The following is an 18140-nucleotide window of genomic DNA, read 5'->3' on the forward strand; positions in this document are numbered from 1 at the left end:
TAATACCGTCATTGTAATATTGAGAAAAACTCCCGTCAACCTAAGAAGTTTTCAATTTCTTTTTTTAGTATGATTTTTTTTATTTTGTTTAAGATTCTCTTCCGAAAATTACTGCCAAATTTTAGCGTGAACGAATCTGCTGCTTCGTCTATGCTATAGTCGTTGCCAAATTTTTCTTTTATTTCATCCCAGTATTTTATGATATATACATAGATGTCGCTTTTTGTTCTGCCCTTAAAAAATCGCATAGTCCTATGCCGGTCTATGACTTTTATAACTGGAAGATAAACTGTTCTAAACCACGATAAAATAGCCTCGTCCATTCCAATTTCTTCTGTTCGGTTCATATTGATGTAATATTTGTGCGTCAAAATGTGGTTGTAAATTACGTCGTATTGACCTGGAACAGAAAAATCTAAGCACCAGTAATCTGTTACATCGCCAAACCCTGTTTTTCCGTAAAAAATTCGTTTTTCGTAAGCGATAACCTGTTTTGTCATCTTTTGAAATGAATCTCCAGGAGTTAAGCGAATTTCACTTTGAAGGCTTACAACTTCTGCATCTATAAACTCAATTCCTTTTGCCTTTGCTACAGAAACTCTGTGATTTCCATCGCGAACAAAATACAGTCCACCAAGTTCGTAGAGTTTTATTGGCGGAAGGTTTATATCTTTGATGTTAGCCATATCTATATGCTCCCATCTTGTTTTTAAGTGTGCTCTTTTTGGAAAAAATCTATTGTCAAAATCCAAATAGCGAGATTCACTTCCTACAATATATTTTACAGGAACGGTTTTCATTCCAAGATAGGTTTCGTTATCTGGTTTTAACATTTTTTTTATGTCAGAAAACGAAATCAAAGTCGCTTCTTCTGGATTTAAAAAATGCTGAATTTCATTAAAAAGCGCTTTGTTGCGAGCCTTTGCAAAGTCTTCGTTGGTTTCTGTCGATAAGAGCGATTCAGACATTTGCTTCTCCAATTACATCATTTTTATCTGCAAAAAGATTTAAAATTATGTGGCTGTATGCATTTATTACCAAAGTTTCTTTGTCTGCTCGATTTTTTACTGCGGTAATTCGTTGCTCGTTTGCGTCATAAAGGTGAATATGCCCATGGATAAGATAGGATGGGCTGAATCTTTTTATAAAGGAATTAAAACATTCAAAACCCTGATGGCAGGCATCTTCTTTGTCGTGAATATGACGAGGAGATGCGTGAGTTAAAAATATGTCGAGATATTTTCCATAGCGCATTTTGTTGTATAAAAGACCTGGAATCATTTTGATAAGGGCGATTTTCATCTGGAATTCGCTGTATTGGTTTAAGCCGTTGTTGTATTTTTTAGAGCCAGAAATTCCAGATATTAGAAGCGGACGTCTTTTTCCTGTGTCTGGGTCTGTTATCATCAACTTTTTGTAGCGAATATTTTTAAATCCTACATAGATTCCGCCAAAACTTCCATTCATATCCAAAGGATTGCTTCCAGGTTGAATTGTTGGATGTGGACCCTTGTTCCGTTTTTTTAAGGTGTGATAGTAGCCAAATTCCGAAAGATTGTGGTTGCCAAATATAAAAAAAGTCGGCTTGTTCAGGGTTGAAACTATAAAATCTATGTAGTCAGACGGCAAATCACCTGCACTAAGAACAGCAACACAGTCTGAAAATCTTTCCTTTGCTAATGAGCTGTATACTAACGGGTCTATCTGATCTGAAACGCAGAGAATTTTCATATATCGTTTAAATTCCTGCTTTATCTAAAATTCGCTCGAGTTTTTCTTTCCCCACAAGTTCAATCGGGCGGTTTTCTGCAAAGCCAGATGCGGAACTTGTAAAACCCGCAGAAGCAAAGACTATAACTTTAGTGCAATTTGCCTGTTTGCTCATATCCAAGAATTTTCTTATTGCAGAATCTTCAATGGCATCGGTATCTCGGCTAAAAATCAAAAGATAGGTCTGTTTTCTTACATTCATCCAGTCGTCGCTTTTTTGTTCAGTGCATGTCATTATGCAGCCCCATTTTTTTGAATCTATTTTTTGTGCAGCCATAGAAAAACCACTCATAGCAACTTTTTTACAGATTTCTACAAATTCTTCCTGTGAGCAGGTTAAAAACTCTTTTAACGAGTCGTTTGACTGCAAATCGCGATATTCAGAAAGTTTTGCAGCAACATCTCTAAATGAATGGTTGTGCTGATAAATTATTTGCCACTGCTCTATTGCCTTGTCTATATCTCTATTTCTTTCGTAGCAGGAAGCAAGAAAATATCTTGCATACAAAGTTTCCTGAGCTTTTTCGTCTTTTGAAGCTTTTACAGCTCTGTCAAATTCTGCCAATGCATTGTCAAAAGATTTTGCCATCATATAACAGGAGCCTCTTTCTAAAAGCGCTCTCTGTTTAAATTCTGGATCTCTAAGTGCTTTTTCGAATGCGTTTACCGCTCCTGGATAATCTTTGTTTTCTTTTAATATTTTTCCAAGATAGTAGTATGAAGAATAAGTTTGTGGACTTAAAGATATTGCAAGGTCGATTTCTTTTTTTGCTTCTGCAAACTGCTTTGCACGGAATAAGAGTAAACCCATTGCAGCGTGTGCTTTTACGTGGCGGCGATTTAATTGAATCGCTTTTTGATAAAATCCCAAGGCAGAATCCGCTCTGCTTTTTTGTTCGTAGATTTTTCCGCAGTTGTAATAATTTTCTGCGTTTGTAGGTTCGAGTTTTGTCAAGAGTAAAAACTCTTTTAAAGCCTCGTCGTTTTGATTGAATTTTAGATACAACTGCGAAAGCTGCTTTCTAAACTCTGTTTCTGGAATTTTAGCGTCAAAAATTGCATTCTGATTTACAACTTTGTATTCCATAAGAGCGAGTTCATTTTTTTTGTCTGCGATATACGCTTTTCCTAAATAATAGTGAGCCAAATAATTTCTAGGCTCTCGTGCTATCACAGCCTTTGCCAATTTTTCGGCAGCACTGTACTTTCCTGATTTTATAAGTTTTGTGATGGAATCCAATTTTTTTGGCTTTATGATTGATTTTAATATTGCACTTCCAAGAAAAAGAACGCCAACTGCAAGTATTGCAATTACGACAAGTTGAAGTGGATTATCCATTTTTCTCCCTCTGCATAAAAGTTGTTGCCTCGCTAAGAATAATCTTTTGGCTTTGATGTGTCAAACTTTCGTCTATTGAAATATCATTAAATTCTTTGTTACTGTAAGGATTAGAAATTTTTGAAGATTTATTGAACAAGGATTTTTTACCGATATTAAAACCATGAAAAAATTATTCTGTGTGTTTTGTGTTTTCATTTCGTTTCTTTTAATTTTTCCGCAAGCAAAGAAAAATTTGACGTCGAAAAAAAGTCAAATTCTAAAAGCATCAAAAAATGAAGAAAAAGTTCAAACTCCAGTTGTTTATAACGAAGATTTTGAAAAAGGCGAGGAACTTTTTACGCTCAATAAACCAGAAGAAGCGATTGTCTATTTTGAAAAATGCATAGATGTAAAAGATGTAAATCCATTGGTTTGGGTTCATTTGGGAGTAGCGTATTATCAGATTGGCGATTTTACTCGCTCACTGGCTTGCTGTACAAAAGGTCTTACAAAACCAAATACCGACCACAAAATTTTAGCATACAACGCAGGAAATTCCGCCTACGCTCTTACAAATTATGCCAGAGCCGAAGCCTGTTATGCGATTTCCATAAAAGAAGATGAATCCTTTGCTCCTGCATATTTAAACCGTGCAAATTCTCAACTAAAACAAGACAGGTTGCAGGACGCAAAGATGAATTACATAAAATATCTTGAACTTGAGCCAGAATCTTTGCAAAAACAGGATTTAGAAAAACTTTTGATTTTGCTTGATGAAGAAATTTTACGCCGTTCAAAAGAAAAACCAGAAAAAATCGATTTAGACTTTGCAAATGTAAAAAACGACGAGATGATTTTTGAAATTCCTGTAGAAAAAGTTGCCTTAGAAAATGAAAATATAGAAGAAAAAAACGATGAAGATGTAAAAGAAGAACTTGTAAACTTAGAAATTGCAAAAGCTCCAGAGATTAGCGAGGATGAAAAAAATCTCAAGGAAAGCACGGAAGTCGTTACTCAGGAGAAAGTTGAACCTAATTTAGAAGATTCACAATTTGCAAAGGATGAAGATTCTGCACAAGGAAACGAACCCCAGAATATTTATGCAGACAATGAAGAAATATTTGACGATGAAGAACTTGCAGATGCCTTGTATAAACTTCCAGCTGGAAAAGTGAGCATAAAGGCTTTAGCTTACGGCTTTTCTCCTTATAGCACGGATTCAAAAAAACAAAAGCAGTATTTTAACATTGCCGTTTCGGATAAGAAGAATGTCGAAAGTTATGTTTTTGAAATCTTAGATGAAAAAGGAAGGGTTGTTCGAACCACAAAGGAAAATCATTTTGAGGCACAGCTTGAATGGGACGGAAAAACCGATAGTGGACTTGTCGCTTCAGGGCGGTTTACTGCAAGATTGACTGTGTCGTATGCGCAAGGCGGTTTAGTAACTGCACAATCGTCCGCATTTACGTGCTTTAGCGACTTTCCTCAGGTTAGTATAGAAATTATAGAAAAAACTGAAAATTTAACAGAAAACTTCAGCACCAGCGATGAATTGCTTTCTGGCAGCAAATTGCCGATTGACGATAAATCGACTGCTGGCGATAAGTTGACTGTTGACTCTGAGTTGCCTGTGGACGACAGGTTAAATATTGACGATAAATTGAAGTTTGCTGTAAAAGTTGAAAGCGAATCTTTGATTGAATCTTGGAAATTTGAAATAAAAGACGAAGACAAAACTATTTATCAAGAGGAAGGAAAAACTTTGCCATCTCAAATTGAAGTGAATAAAAAAGATTTGCTCCAAGATTTTACGCAGGAGAAAGCTTTTGATTGCAAGATTACTGTTAGGAATGCCTTTGGCCTTGAAGCACAAGATTCTTGTTCTATAAAATTATAAAAACTGTAAGATGACTTTTTCGTTTTTAAGCTTATTGCAATTTTTATAAAAGAGTTTTTGCAATAGCGCTGGGAGCCCCTTTAGTCCACCGCAGGTGGATGAGCGTAAGCGAAGGGCGTACATAGCGACGGCAGCTTGCTGGCGGATTGCCCTTTTCATTTTTAAATTTATTTTTTAACGGGTGCGCCTTACTCTGTCAAACAACTGCTGTTTTGTTAAGGTTGTCCAAATTGGCCTTCCGTGTGGGCAGTGTGGGTCTTTTAAGGCTAAGGCTTTTTTTGCCAAATCTTCTGCCGCGCCCCTGTCCAATACGTAGCCGTCTTTTACGGCGGCTTTGCAGGCTGTCATTGCAGCGACGGAATAGATTATGTCTTTTGGCGAAACAAGGCGGTCTAAAATTGCAGCTCTAAAATCTTCTTCGCTTCCTTGCCAGCGCGAATGTACGCTTGAAAACTCAAATTTGCCGTTGCCTGTGTTTTTTCCTGAAAAGCCTGCATCTTCGAGCATTTTAAGCGATGAGTTTAAGTATTTTTCTTCATCTTCATCCTGAGTTTCTATTGTGTAAGGAATTAAAAGGTTTTGCCGTTCTGCTTTTGATGAAGTTATCTTGTCGAAAAGTATTCTTTCGTGCGCTGCGTGCTGGTCAATAAAATAAACAGTGTCGTTTATCTGAGCAACCAAAAAACAATTCATAACCGAGCCTATGTAGCAAAAACCATTTTCGTCTAAAGTTGTAAATTGAGGATTTGAAGGATTATCTTCGTTTTTATCCTGTGCAAGTGCTTGCAAGGCAAGGTCTGCACTCGCGTTTGAAAAATTATGCTCGTTTGCATAGGATTTTTTTTGAATTGAGCTTTCGTAATTAAAAAATTTTGAACGAAAATCGTTTTCGCCAGCCGTGTTTTTATTTTTGTTTGATGAAGATGAATCTTTTATTGAATAAGGAGAAGAATAAGTTTTTTCGCTAAAAAAAGTTGAAGGCGAATTGTAAGTTGGAATTTTGTTTTGGGAACTCTGCTCATATTCAAAATCAAAAAAGGCGTTTGTTTCTTTTTTTGGTTGATTTTTTTGCGTTTCAAAAATTTCTGAGTTTTTTATTCCATAAGAGCGAAAGTATTCTTTTACGGTTGAGCTTACTGCGTGATGAATGGCTGAACTGTCCCTGAATCTGACTTCTTTTTTTGCAGGATGAATGTTAAAGTCCACGAGCGAAGGATTTATCTGTACAAAAAGGCTTGCAACTGGATGAGTTCCATTAGGGAAAAATCCCTGACAGCCGTATTCTATCGCTTGCACAAGTGAATACTCGACGACGCGTCTTCCGTTTACGTATATATAAATCTGCTTTCTGTCGTTTCTGTAGATGTGGCTTTGTCCTATTACAAGGCGAAAACTCCAGTCTTTTTCGTCGCTCGATTTTAATTCTGCAAAATTTTCTGGATTTTCATTTAATTGGAGCGCCTGAACAAAGCGCTCTGCAAGGCTTACATCTTTTGGAAGGTCAAGGCGGACTTGTCCGTCTACTGTAAGGCGGAACGAAATATCCGTTTTGGGAAGAGATTTTTCTATAAATGTTTCTTTGCACAAAAGGTTTTCGGAAGCTTCTCGTTTTAGAAAGACGCGACGGGCAGGGTAGTTTTCAAAAAGACCTTCGCTCATCACTATAGTTCCTTTGCCGTTTTGAACAGGCGGAATTTCTTCGATTACGTGGTCTTCTGTTATGCTTGCCGTCATCTTATGGTTGCCGCTTAAAATTGAAAGCCTACTTACAGCCGCAATCGATGCTAAAGCCTCTCCTCTAAAGCCAAGCGTCGTTAAGTTCATCAGATCGCTTGCGTTTACAATTTTGCTTGTTGCATGTGGGTGGGCGCAGGATGATAAATCATCTTTTGTCATTCCAAAACCGTTGTCGCTCACCCTTATCTTTTCAATTCCTCCACCACAAATTTCTACACTGATTGAATCTGCGCCACTGTCTACAGCGTTATCCATAAGTTCACGGACGATTGCGTTTGGTCTGTCTATAACTTCGCCAGCAGCAATTTTTCTTGAAACTTCTGCGCTTAAAACTCTTACGGGGCGACGGATTTGTTTTTCCATAATCTTACTGTCTTAAACCTTGTGTGGGTGCTCCAGAAGAGCCACTTTGAGAATCTGTTGAAGAAAAAAGTTCCATCTGAGGTGCAATTTCGTTTTGCGAAGGGCTGTCTTCTTCTTTTAAAGGCTGATTTGTAAGTATTAAAATTTGCCCTTCAATTTTATCGAGGCTTTCTTCCAATTTTTTTGCAAGTTTTATACCTTCTTCAAAGTCCTTTAGTGCATCTTCTAACGAAATGTCTGTCCTTTTTATGTCGTTTGTTAAAGATTCAAGTTTTGAAAGGTTTTCTTCAAATGTCATTTATTTTTCCTCCACGACAAAAGTTTTGTCGTATTTTTATCGTTTGTTTTAAACATTTACGGTTGCAGAAATTTTCCCCTGTGCCGGATATATCTCTATTTTTTCTTGAGGCTTTACGTCAAGGCTCGAGCGAACAATTTTTCCGTCTAAGGTTTTTACCATCGAATATCCCCTTGAAAGGATTGTCTTTGGACTTGCGCCTTCTAAGGTTTGCACGCTTTCTTTTAATTTTTGTCTTATGTCTTTTATCTTTTCTTTTATATTATCTTCAAGTTGCCTTTTTGCGTTATCCAGTCGCATTAAATACGGCTGTTCTATCGTCCTAAAGCGCATTTCTAAGGATTCAGGATTAAACGATTTTATCATCAATTTCATCTTTTCGACTTTGGAATTTATAACTGTCAAAAGTTCATTTTTATAGCCGTTTAAATCGTTTTTTATATCTATGATTTGAGGAACTGCAAGTTCTGCTGCCGCTGAAGGCGTTGGCGCTCTATAATCGGCTGCATAGTCGCAAAGTGCCCAGTCAATTTCGTGCCCTACAGCGCTTATTATTGGAATTTTACTCTGGGCAACCGCACGAACAACAATTTCTTCGCTAAATGGAAGCAAATCTTCTATTGAACCTCCTCCTCTGCCAACTATCAAAGTGTCTGCAAGGTTAAAATCGTTTGCAGCTTTTATCTGTGTGGCTATCGATTTTGCGGCTTCGTTTCCCTGCACGACGGCTGGCAAAATTATAACATTTACGCTTGGATTACGCCGCTTTGTTATCTGCAAGATGTCCCTTAAAGCCGCTCCTGTTGGACTTGTTATTACGGCGATTGTCTTTGGAAAAAAAGGAATTTTCACTTTGTTTTTTGCATCAAAAAGTCCTTCTTTTGCTAGGCGATTTTTTCTCTCTTCCAAAATTTGAAGAATATTTCCTTCGCCTGCGATTTCCATTTTAGAAACCACAATCTGATAGCTTCCCCTCGGTGCGTAAACAGAAATCGTTCCCGTGCAGCGAACTTTTAAACCGTCTTTTGGAATGAAAGAAAGCGAGGATGCTTTTCCACGGAACATAACTGCGCTTATTTGAGCATTTTCGTCTTTTAATGTAAAATACAAATGTCCGCTAGAGTTTGGTCTATAGCCTGAAATTTCGCCTTCTAGGTTTATGTTTACAAATGCGCCTTCAAGCAAATCTTTGATGACAGAAGTTAAATCTGTTACTGAAAAAACTGTATCTGCTGGAAAAAGTTGTGCTGTCATAACTCATTGGATTTTATACAATCAATTTATCTTGTTCAATTATGGAGACGATAATAAAAAAAATGAAAAGCATATCGGTTTTGTTTGCCGCTGGTAAAATTGGACACAAATTTGAAAAAGTTTTTGATTCGCATTCTGCCTTTGATTTAAGCCTTGAATTTTCTTTTTCCATAGAATCTTCCATAAAGACTGTTATTTTAGTTGATTCAAAAAATCTTTCTCTCGTAGGACAAGCGATTTCTTCATTTATAAAACAAAATTCTGCCGCAAATGAAGATTCATTTAAAATCGTTCAAAATGAAGACTGGACAAACTCCGCTGTTGCCTGTGCCATTGCGGAAGAAACTGCACTTTTAAATGTGGATTTTGCAGTTTTTGCTTGGGCGGACAATCCCTTTTTAAACAGAAATCTCAATGAGCAAATCATAAAAAATCACCTTGAATACAAGGCCGAATACAGTTTTGCAGACGGTTTTGCTGGTGGTCTTACTGTAGAAGTTGTTGATAGCGGTGCTGCTTCGATAATTGCAGAGCTTTCAAAAGAAAGCTTAAAATCTTCTGGCGAAAAAAAAGCCGAGCGCAATGCACTTTTTTCAATAATCAGTGCCGATATAAACTCTTTTGAAATTGAAACTGTGATTGCAGACAAAGATTACAGAATGTTAAGGCTAAACTTAGAAGCAACTTCAAAATCTGGACTTGTTTTATGCAAAACTCTCTTTGAAATTGCAAAGAACAATGCTATCAATTTAAAAAATGGCGATTTTGACGCGTATAAACTTTTGGATCTGGCAGAACAAAGTGCGTTGATTCAGCAGAGCCTTCCTTCGTTTTACAATGTGCAGATTTCAAATTCGTATAATACAAAAAGCCTTTATTGCCCTTACGAAAAAATCGATTTTAAAAGGGAACTAAAAAATATGGCTTTGAGCGATTTTAAGGTTTTGGTAAAAAAAATTGTCGACTTTTCAGAAGAGGCAACGGTTTCGCTCTCGCTTTTTGGTGAGCCGTGTTTGAATCAAGATTTTTGCGATTTTGCGGCGGAAGTTTTAAAATACGAAGGATTAAAACTTTTTATCGAAACCGACGGACTTTGTTTTGGAGAAGAGACGGCAAAAAAAATACGGGATTTTGCAAATTCAGATGAAAGGGTTTTTATCGCTTTAAAACTTGACGCTTTTGACGGGGCGATGTATCAAAAGATAAACGCTCTTCCTCAAGAATATTTTGAAAAAGCACTTGCATGTGTTTCTATGCTCCAAAAATATTTTCGAGGCTGTGTTTATCCGCAATTTACAAGGATGAAAGCGAACGAAAGTCAGCTTGAAAGTTTTTTTAGGTTTTGGAGTGAAAAAACAAGCCCTTCTTTTGGAAAAGTTTTAATAATGAAGTACGACAGTTTTGCCCGGCTTTTAAGTGACGAAAAAGTAGCAGACCTTTCTCCTCTTGAGCGCAATGCCTGTTGGCATCTTAGACGAGATATGAACATTTTAAGCGACAATAGCGTAATCGTTTGTAAATCTCGCTTTCAAGAAATTGCTGGGAACGCTCTGGATGAAGATTTTGAAAAAATCTGGCGAAATTTGACTGCAGAAGTTCAAAATCACATAGAAAAAAAATATTGCCAAAAATGTCTGGATTGCGATGAATTCTATACCTTTAATTTTTAATGAAAAACCTGTGAGTATCAACATTCTCGGTGGGAGCGAGAGCGTTTTAGACGTAAAACTTTCTTGCGGACTTATACTTTTAAACACAAAGGGAAGTCAATTTAGAGATTCGACTTTAAAAAATCTCGTAAAACAAGGATTTGAGCAAATCGTTTCTATAGAAAACAGTGCCGAAAATTACAATGTAGAAAACTATGTTCACCGATATCCAACCGTAAAATTCATAATTCCTTTGGAAAAAGCAACCGAAGGCGAATTGATAAATCTTGGAATGAAAGAGTTAAAATCCGATTTTGTTTTGGTTATAAAAGACAGCATAAATCTTTCTGGCGATATTTTGACAGAGAGGCTTTTGGAAAAACTTTGCGATTCAAAAAATTTTTGCACGGCTCCCAGACTTTGTGCAAGCGGCTATTCATCAATTCCAAACATATTTTATCCTGGAGTTAAGGCTTGTGTTTTTCAAGTTTTAAATTCTTCTTCGTATTTCGACGGCTGTAAAACTCTTTATCCTTTGGATAATATTGCCCTTTATGACAGAAATAAATTTATTCAGTTAGGTGGATTTGATTACACTATAAAGTCGCCGCATTGGCAGAGTTTAGACTTATTTTTTAGAGCGTGGCTTTGGGGTGAAAAAATAAAAATTTCGACGGCATTTTGCCTTTGTTATGAAAATTCGATTCCTGTAGAAGACTTGTCCGCAGATTTTTCATACAGCAGATTTTATCTAAAAAATCTTTTGGCTCGATATGATGAAGATCACGCCCTTATTCCAAATTCTTCATTTTTCGTATATCTTTCTAGGGCTAGTTGCGGTTTACTTGAAGCGATAAGACAATTTTCCGCTGCAAAAAAATGGGTCAGTATAAATAAATATCGTTTTAAGTTTGATGCAAAATATCTCGTAGAAAATTGGGGTAAAATCAAATGACAATTTTAGTCGTTCAATGCCGTATTTCTTCAACAAGGCTTCCTGGTAAAGCGTTGTTCAAACTTGCAAATAAAACAATTCTTGACTGGACTTTGCAAGCGATGAAAAAAGTTCCAGCCGACAGGTATTTTGTTGCAACAGATGAGCAGAGTTTTAAAGAGCTTTCTGAAATTGCAAAGCGAAACGATTTTGAAATTTTTGCAGGTCCGCTGGAAGATGTTTTAGAGAGATTTTGTCTCTTAATCGAAAAAACAAAGGCGGATTATGTCATAAGGGCAACTGCGGATAATCCTTTTCTTTTTTACGATGCTGCAACTTCGTTAGTGGAACAGTTTAACCGCAGAAACGAAACTGGAAAGTGCGACTACATAACTTATACAAATCTTCCGCACGGAAGCGGCGTAGAAATTTTTAGAGCAGATTCGCTTTTAAAAGCAAAGGATTTTGCAACTCCTTATGATCATGAGCACGTAGGACCTGCCCTTTATAAACATCCTGAATCTTTTATAAGTGTAATGCTAAATCCTCCTGAACAGTGGAATCATCCAGATTTAAGAACAACGGTTGACACTCCTTGGGATTACAGGCGAGCATTGGCTGTTGTGCGTTTTTTAGGCGGAGAAGGTCCTTATTCAAGCGAAGATATTTTACGCGCTTTTGAAGACGATTCAATCAAATATCCTATTTTGTGCGTGCCTTGTGTAAAAAAAGGCAAGGGAACGGGGCATCTTAGAAGATGTCTTTCTGTTGCCCTTACAGCTGGTGCGGATATTTATATTCCAGAAAATGCAGACCTAGAAGAAAAAGATGAGCTTTTAGAGGAAGCGAGAAAAGACGGACTTTTTGAAAATCAAATAGTTACAACGCTTCCAAATAAAGATGAATACTCTCTCATATTGGCAGATGCCTTTGTTTTAGAAAGGGATTTTGCTTTAAAGCTTGCTTCGGTTTCAAAACTTGCCGCAATAGACGAGGGCTCTTTAAACACAGATTTGTGCGATTATCTTCTTGATATAATTCCTTCTTATGGATTGCAACGTCCGGCAAATATTGCTGACCCTTCTTATATAACTTTGCCAAAAAACAAAAAAGAAAAACGATTGGATTCAACTTCTTCAATAAAATCCATTTTGGTAACAGTTGGCGGCGAAGATCCCAGCGATTTAGTAGTTCCTGCTGCAATAAGTTACGCAGCTTTGGGGTACAAGATAACTGCAATCGTTCAAAAATGCGAAGAGTCGTTGGAGCGAGTGCCAGAAAATCTCAAGCAGAATATAACTTTTATAAAGCCAGTTCATAATCTTCGAGAAGAACTGTATAAATACGATGTTGTGGTAACTCATTACGGTTTTACCGCGTTTGAAGCTGTTGCGGCCGGTTGTGCTGTTGTGTTATTAGGAACAACACCTCTTCATGTAAACCTTGCAAAAAAATACGGATTTAAATGCCTTTCTCAACAAAATATAAACGAAATTGGAGCTGAATATTCGCTTTCAAATATTGAAGAACTATATCCTTCAAGTCCTTTTGCAAAAAAGGATTCTCAAATAAAAAGCTTAGCAAAATTTGCAACAATACTTGCAAAAGGAAGAAGATTGAGTTGTCCTGTTTGCGCAAACGAGCATTTGCCGTTTGAAGATTTAATAGTTGCAAGGACAGAAAAGAGAACTTTCCGGCGCTGTTCTTCGTGCGGAATGCTTTACATGTCTTATACAACAGACGAAGATTTGCCTTTTTATAACGAAAAATATTTTTTTGACAGTTACAAAAATCAATACGGAAAAACTTATCTTGAAGATTTTCATTCCATAAAATCGCAATGCATAAGGCGCACTTCTGTAATAGATTACATCTTTAGAAACTCTCATAGGCTTATAACTCCAGCAGCCCTTGATGTTGGCTGTGCTTTTGGTCCTTTTATGGATGCTGCAAACGACGCTGGCTGGCAAGTTTTTGGAACAGATATTTCAAAAGAAGCGGTAACTTATGTTCAAGAAAAATTGCATTATCCTGCAAGCTGCTCAAATTTTCCTGCATTTGATCCCGCGGCAGAATTTGGAATAAGCGAATTTGATGTTGTTACGATGTGGTATGTGATTGAGCATTTTCAAAATGTGGATAGCGTTTTAAAAGCGGTTTCAAAAATCTTAAAAACTGGAGGCGTTTTCGCGTTTAGCACGCCTTCTGCAAGCGGAGTTTCTGGAAGATTTAATATGCAATCTTTCTTTTGCAACAGCCCTTCTGACCATTACACCCTTTGGGAACCAGCACGTGCGGCTTCAATCTTAAAAAAATACGGATTTAAAATTGAACGCATAGTAAGCACAGGCCACCATCCAGAGAGATTTCCAAATCTTGCAGGCTCAAAACCAAACAGTTTAAAATGGGCATTTTATGCAGCGGCCAGCAGATTCTTTGGACTTGGAGACACTTTTGAAGTCTATTGCAAAAAAGAAAAAGATTTATAAAAAAGGATGTTGAAATTATTTTTATGGAACAACAAAAGATTGTCATGATTTTAGGTGCGGGGCTCATGCAAGGACCTGCAATCATTGCTGCAAAAAAATTGGGATATAAAACCGTTGTTGTGGACGCAAATCCACTTGCTGTTTGTGCAAAAGACGCAGATTGTTTTAAAGTCGTAGATTTAAAAGACAAGCAAGGCCTTTATTCTCTTGCAAAAAGCATAACAGAAGATAAAAACTCATCTCTTGCGGCGGTTTTTACAGCAGGCACTGATTTTTCAGCGAACACTGCATACCTCGCACAGGAGTTTTCGTTAAAAGGTCATTCATACCAAGCATGCTTAAATGCTTCCAACAAGGTTCTGATGCGAGAATGTTTTGCAAAAGATAAAGTTCCAAGTCCAAATTTTAGAGAAGTTGATGAAAAAAGTCTTTCAGAAATCGAAAAATTAGCAGAAGAAGGAAAAATTGAATTTCCAAAGGTTATAAAACCTGTCGACAACATGGGCGGTAGAGGTTGCCGATTGGCACGCAGCAAAGAAGAATTGCACGAATCCCTTTTAACAGCGATAAAAAACAGCCGTTCAGGTAAAGCGATATTTGAAGATTATATGGAAGGCCCAGAATTCAGCATAGATTCTGTAGTTTACAACGGAACTTTGACGATTACAGGTTTTGCAGACAGACACATATATTATCCTCCATATTTTATAGAAACTGGGCACACGATTCCTTCAAAAATCGACGAAAAAATGAAGGCGGAATTGATTGCAACCTTTGCTTTGGGAATAAAATCTTTGGGACTTACACACGGCGTTGCAAAAGCAGATATAAAATATACAAAAGATGGCCCTATGATAGGAGAAATCGCCGCTCGTCTTTCTGGCGGATATATGAGCGGCTGGACTTATCCGTTTTCTTCAAATCTTTTTTTAACAAAAGAAGCCTTAAAAATTTCTTTGGGAAAAGAGCCAGACGAACTTTTAAAAAGGCGTAAAACGATAAAATGGATTCCACACAAAAGCGTAAGCTCTCAAGCACAGCCTTTTGAATTATTTGAAGTAAAAAGCGAAAAGGTGAGTGCAGAGCGAGCGTGGATGTCCATACCTGGAAAGATTGCTTTTGTAAAAGGTTTGGATGAAGCAAGGTCGAGCGAAGGCGTAAAAGAGGTTTTTCCAAGGAATAAAGCAGGCGATACAGTAAATTTTCCTAGAAACAATGTAGAAAAATGTGGAAACGTAATAACTTTGGCAGATTCTTATGAAGAAGCACAAAATTTTGCAAAACTTGCAATCAGCGAAATAACTTTGATATTGGAATTAAAAAACAAAGCGACCGATGATTTTCTTTTAAATGTTGAAAGCGAGAACGAAAAAGGCTTTCCCCCTTCAGCCTTTGATGTAAAAATAGATTGGTCAAAGGTAAAAGATATTCCAGAAAATTCAAAGGTTTCTCTATTCATCCCCGAAGAATTAAAATCCTGCGCGGACGAAATTTTCGATTGGAATTTATTGACAGTTTCACAGGTCGCACAAAAATTTGACAAACTCATGCCAATCCATAAAAAACTTGACGGAAAAAATTTTTGGAACGCTTTTCTTCGTGGCTCAATTCAGGCGATTCTTTACGTTGCAGGATACGAGGCTAAACCGTAAATGAATAAGAAAAATCTATTTTTTATTTCATTTTTATTTTTGATTTTTCCTCTTTTTTCTAAGGACATAAACCTTGTCGAAACCGCTTTAAAATCTGGAATGACTTTATATTGGGATAGCCTTTGTGAATCAGGAATTTTAGAAAAAAACGGACATCAAATATCGTTTAAGGCTGGTGATAATTTAATACTACAAGATTATTCAAAACTTTCGATTGTAAATCCGCCGTCTTTAAAAAATGGAATTCTCTTCGTCGAAGATGATTTTATCGAAGTTGCAGAAAATCTTTTTAAAACGGAAACTTCTCAAAATGGATTCAAAATTGGAGCGATTTTGATAGACCCAGGTCACGGAGGAAAAGACCCAGGCGCTCAATTCACACATTTAGTCAACGGCAAAAAAATAACTGTTACAGAAAAAGAAATAAACCTTGTGGTTGGAAAGATGCTTTATTCTCGTTTAAAAGCCGCTTATCCAGATAAAAATATTCAGATGACGCGGGTTAAAGATGAGTTTTTGTCGCTATCGCAGCGCACAGAAATTGCAAATTCTATAAAACTGGGCGACAAAGAAGCGATTCTTTATATTTCTATACATGTGAATGCTTCTTTAGACAAAAAAGCTTCTGGTTACGAAGTTTGGTATCTTTCTCCAGGCTACAGAAGAAGTGTAATTGATGAAAAATCTGTAGAAGATAAAGATCTTTACAAAGTAATGAATTCAATGATGGAAGAAGAATATACAACAGAAAGCATTTTAATCGCCAAATTCATAATGGACGGAATTCAAGCACAGGTTGGTAATCTTTCATCTCCTCGCGGAATAAAAGCAGAGGAATGGTTTGTAGTTAGAAATTCGAATATGCCTGCGGTTTTAGTTGAGCTTGGTTTTTTAACAAATAAAAACGAAGGACTTTTGCTCAAAGATGAGTCTTACTTGCAGAAACTTTCTTTGGGAATATATAATGGGCTTTCTGCTTTTGTAACTCATTTTGAGCGTTCACGAGGATTTACAGGTTCAAGATAGATGAAAAATTTTTTTTATGAATTAAAAACAAACAAAAAACTTTTAATGTTCGCCTTGATAAGTTTGATTTTTTTTATCTCGCTGATTTTTTATTTGGTCGGTTTTTCTGGCAGTAACTATTCTTTTAAATATTATGAGGCAGGAACTTCGTATAAAACTGTTTACGAAACAAGAAAAGTAAAATCATTAAGAGGATATTCCTCAATGGAAAGATATGTTGAAGAACTTTTGCTAGGTTCTACAGTGCAGCGTGCAATGCCAATTTTCCCATTGGGAACGAGAATTTTGTCCTGTTTATACAAAAAAAATGTTTTCTATTTAAATCTTTCCGAAGATGCGCTTTTTAATTTTTCTGAAGATTTTGATTTTGAAAAAAGTTTTGAGCTTTTAGAAAAAAATCTTAAAGACAATTTTAAATCGATTAAAAAAGTTGAACTTTTTATAGACGGAAATCAAATAACTAACAAAAATTTTGACGCTTAGGATATCAAAACCAGCGAAAAAAACCGTTGACAAAACAAAACGGTTATACAATAATTACACATTATACAAGGCTACATCAATCGAAAATAAGGAGCTTCGAATGAAGAAAACTTTCGTTTTATCTGTTGCAGTAATGATGCTTATCGGTACATCAGTATTTGCAAAAGAGTCAACACTTATCGATTTCACAACTCTTGATGCCGACATTTCTATAAAGGCGCAGGACAGCGACGTTGAAATCCCTGAAAATAGTCGTACAATTATGGACTACGGTATTGCTGCAGGTGCTACTTTCAATCAGGATCAGAAAGATCTCATGAAGACTTCTCTCTATCTTGGCGACTGGGAAGTAAAACTTAATAGTTCAGCTCAGACAGTTCCTGCACTGGCTCAATCTAAGGTTGTTCCAGCACCTGTGCGTCAGAGTGCAAAAGTTCCATTTGCTGGAAAAAATGTAATGGGTGTGCGCGTAGTATTCCCTTCTGGTGCATATAATGCAAACGCAAAAATCGTACCTCCATTTGAAATTCCTGCATACGAACCACTTTCTACTGCAGATGCAAATGGCAATCGTCAGCCACAGACAGATGAAGAAAAAGCATCTGGTCGCACTTTGTTTGAAGCAGATTCTGATGACACTCCAGGTTACGGTCTTGTAAAGAACGTAGGAACGCTCAAATCAATCGCAGTTACAACAATGGGTATGAATTTCCCTCACGGACTTTATGTTATTCTTGGAGATACAGACGGAGTAGTTCGCCGCTATTTCATGGGGTACCTTGGTTTTGACGGTTGGAAAACACTCACTTGGAATAATCCTGATTACATTTCTGAAGTTAGAACTCGCGAAATCCGCGTATATCCAATCTATCCAAGAGGACTTCCATTTGTTAAGTTCGCTGGATTCCAGATTACACGTGATGCAGCGCATGTTGGAGATGACTTTATTGGATACTTCAAAGATGTAAAAATTATCTACGACAAAGCAGAACTCACTTCTGAAAGGGATATTGCAGACGAAGATCTTTGGGGAATCATCACAAAGAAAGAAACTGCACGTCAGAATCTTGAGATGAGCCGCTTTGGTAACAAGCAAGTTAACCGCTATCTTGAAAAAGCTAAGATGGCTACAGAAGAGTCTTTCACTCCTTCACTTGATGAAAATTCATCTTCTAATGCACAGGGCAACGGTGGTCAAGCTGCAAATGCTAGATAAGTTTTCTAATTAACGGAAACTTCTGAAAACCGCTCTAGTTTTAGGCTAGGG

The 18140-nt window shown here is 36.9% G+C and carries 14 protein-coding genes; 8 read left to right on the forward strand and 6 right to left on the reverse strand.

The genetic code is table 11. The features are described from left to right. Window positions 1-35 precede the first annotated feature (35 nt). Genes FXX65_RS00260 through FXX65_RS00270 form a run of 3 tightly spaced genes read right to left on the reverse strand, consistent with a single transcriptional unit; the run spans window position 36 to window position 3109 of the window. Window positions 36-968, reverse strand: a complete 933-nt coding sequence (locus FXX65_RS00260; RefSeq protein ID WP_147614589.1) for a transcriptional regulator — start codon at window positions 966-968, stop codon at window positions 36-38. Continuing rightward, window positions 961-1731, reverse strand: coding sequence for a metallophosphoesterase (locus FXX65_RS00265; protein ID WP_147614590.1), 771 nt, complete (start codon window positions 1729-1731; stop codon window positions 961-963). Before FXX65_RS00265 ends, FXX65_RS00260 begins: the two co-directional genes overlap by 8 nt. A gap of 7 nt (window positions 1732-1738) precedes the next feature. Next, window positions 1739-3109, reverse strand: a complete 1371-nt coding sequence (locus FXX65_RS00270; protein WP_147614591.1) for a tetratricopeptide repeat protein — start codon at window positions 3107-3109, stop codon at window positions 1739-1741. A 235-nt stretch (window positions 3110-3344) separates the two neighbouring features. On the opposite strand from FXX65_RS00270, the gene FXX65_RS00275 reads away from it, so the two are divergent. Next, window positions 3345-4988 (forward strand): tetratricopeptide repeat protein, encoded by a 1644-nt coding sequence (locus FXX65_RS00275; protein ID WP_187116179.1) that lies wholly within the window; start codon window positions 3345-3347, stop codon window positions 4986-4988. Window positions 4989-5162: 174 nt separating this feature from the next. On the opposite strand, the gene mutL is transcribed toward FXX65_RS00275, so the two are convergent. From mutL to xseA, 3 genes are read right to left on the reverse strand one after another with little or no spacing between them, the layout of a single operon-like run. Next, window positions 5163-7088: a DNA mismatch repair endonuclease MutL gene (gene mutL / locus FXX65_RS00280; RefSeq protein ID WP_147614593.1), complete on the reverse strand. Its 1926-nt coding sequence runs from the start codon at window positions 7086-7088 to the stop codon at window positions 5163-5165. A gap of 4 nt (window positions 7089-7092) precedes the next feature. Beyond that, window positions 7093-7386, reverse strand: coding sequence for an exodeoxyribonuclease VII small subunit (gene xseB, locus FXX65_RS00285; protein WP_147614594.1), 294 nt, complete (start codon window positions 7384-7386; stop codon window positions 7093-7095). A gap of 48 nt (window positions 7387-7434) precedes the next feature. Then, window positions 7435-8640 carry an exodeoxyribonuclease VII large subunit gene (gene xseA, locus FXX65_RS00290; RefSeq protein WP_147614595.1) on the reverse strand — a complete coding sequence of 402 codons (1206 nt, stop codon included), beginning with the start codon at window positions 8638-8640 and terminating at the stop codon, window positions 7435-7437. Window positions 8641-8702: 62 nt separating this feature from the next. Between xseA and FXX65_RS00295 the strand changes: the two genes are divergently transcribed. The 7 genes from FXX65_RS00295 (at window position 8703) to FXX65_RS00325 (ending at window position 18089) form a co-directional block, all read left to right on the forward strand. Then, window positions 8703-10310 (forward strand): spiro-SPASM protein, encoded by a 1608-nt coding sequence (locus FXX65_RS00295; protein ID WP_187116180.1) that lies wholly within the window; start codon window positions 8703-8705, stop codon window positions 10308-10310. Continuing rightward, window positions 10285-11244, forward strand: coding sequence for a hypothetical protein (locus FXX65_RS00300; protein WP_147614597.1), 960 nt, complete (start codon window positions 10285-10287; stop codon window positions 11242-11244). The genes FXX65_RS00295 and FXX65_RS00300 overlap by 26 nt, the downstream gene beginning before the upstream one ends. After that, window positions 11241-13712, forward strand: a complete 2472-nt coding sequence (locus FXX65_RS00305; protein ID WP_147614598.1) for a cytidylyltransferase domain-containing protein — start codon at window positions 11241-11243, stop codon at window positions 13710-13712. The genes FXX65_RS00300 and FXX65_RS00305 overlap by 4 nt, the downstream gene beginning before the upstream one ends. 23 nt (window positions 13713-13735) lie before the next feature. Beyond that, a complete protein-coding gene (locus tag FXX65_RS00310; protein WP_147614599.1) occupies window positions 13736-15364 on the forward strand; it encodes an ATP-grasp domain-containing protein in 1629 nt (542 codons plus the stop codon). Further along, window positions 15365-16390 (forward strand): N-acetylmuramoyl-L-alanine amidase, encoded by a 1026-nt coding sequence (locus tag FXX65_RS00315; protein ID WP_147614600.1) that lies wholly within the window; start codon window positions 15365-15367, stop codon window positions 16388-16390. After that, the gene (locus FXX65_RS00320) at window positions 16391-16873 is read left to right on the forward strand and encodes a GerMN domain-containing protein (RefSeq protein WP_147614601.1); all 483 of its coding nucleotides are present in this window, start codon (window positions 16391-16393) and stop codon (window positions 16871-16873) included. It abuts the gene before it with no gap. Window positions 16874-16973: 100 nt separating this feature from the next. Further along, window positions 16974-18089, forward strand: a complete 1116-nt coding sequence (locus FXX65_RS00325) for a flagellar filament outer layer protein FlaA (protein WP_147614602.1) — start codon at window positions 16974-16976, stop codon at window positions 18087-18089. Window positions 18090-18140 lie beyond the last annotated feature (51 nt).

Source organism: Treponema pectinovorum, assembly GCF_900497595.1.
GTDB classification, from domain to species: Bacteria; Spirochaetota; Spirochaetia; order Treponematales; family Treponemataceae; genus Treponema_D; species Treponema_D pectinovorum.

Excerpts from the sequence above, each read along its gene's own strand:
- FXX65_RS00260 (WP_147614589.1), bottom strand. The coding sequence starts at position 968 with ATGTCTGAATCGCTCTTATCGACAGAAACCAACGAAGACTTTGCAAAG.
- FXX65_RS00265 (WP_147614590.1), bottom strand. The coding sequence starts at position 1,731 with ATGAAAATTCTCTGCGTTTCAGATCAGATAGACCCGTTAGTATACAGC.
- FXX65_RS00270 (WP_147614591.1), bottom strand. The coding sequence starts at position 3,109 with ATGGATAATCCACTTCAACTTGTCGTAATTGCAATACTTGCAGTTGGC.
- mutL (WP_147614593.1), bottom strand. The coding sequence starts at position 7,088 with ATGGAAAAACAAATCCGTCGCCCCGTAAGAGTTTTAAGCGCAGAAGTT.
- xseB (WP_147614594.1), bottom strand. The coding sequence starts at position 7,386 with ATGACATTTGAAGAAAACCTTTCAAAACTTGAATCTTTAACAAACGAC.
- xseA (WP_147614595.1), bottom strand. The coding sequence starts at position 8,640 with ATGACAGCACAACTTTTTCCAGCAGATACAGTTTTTTCAGTAACAGAT.
- FXX65_RS00295 (WP_187116180.1), top strand. The coding sequence starts at position 8,703 with ATGAAAAGCATATCGGTTTTGTTTGCCGCTGGTAAAATTGGACACAAA.
- FXX65_RS00300 (WP_147614597.1), top strand. The coding sequence starts at position 10,285 with ATGAATTCTATACCTTTAATTTTTAATGAAAAACCTGTGAGTATCAAC.
- FXX65_RS00305 (WP_147614598.1), top strand. The coding sequence starts at position 11,241 with ATGACAATTTTAGTCGTTCAATGCCGTATTTCTTCAACAAGGCTTCCT.
- FXX65_RS00310 (WP_147614599.1), top strand. The coding sequence starts at position 13,736 with ATGGAACAACAAAAGATTGTCATGATTTTAGGTGCGGGGCTCATGCAA.
- FXX65_RS00315 (WP_147614600.1), top strand. The coding sequence starts at position 15,365 with ATGAATAAGAAAAATCTATTTTTTATTTCATTTTTATTTTTGATTTTT.
- FXX65_RS00320 (WP_147614601.1), top strand. The coding sequence starts at position 16,391 with ATGAAAAATTTTTTTTATGAATTAAAAACAAACAAAAAACTTTTAATG.
- FXX65_RS00325 (WP_147614602.1), top strand. The coding sequence starts at position 16,974 with ATGAAGAAAACTTTCGTTTTATCTGTTGCAGTAATGATGCTTATCGGT.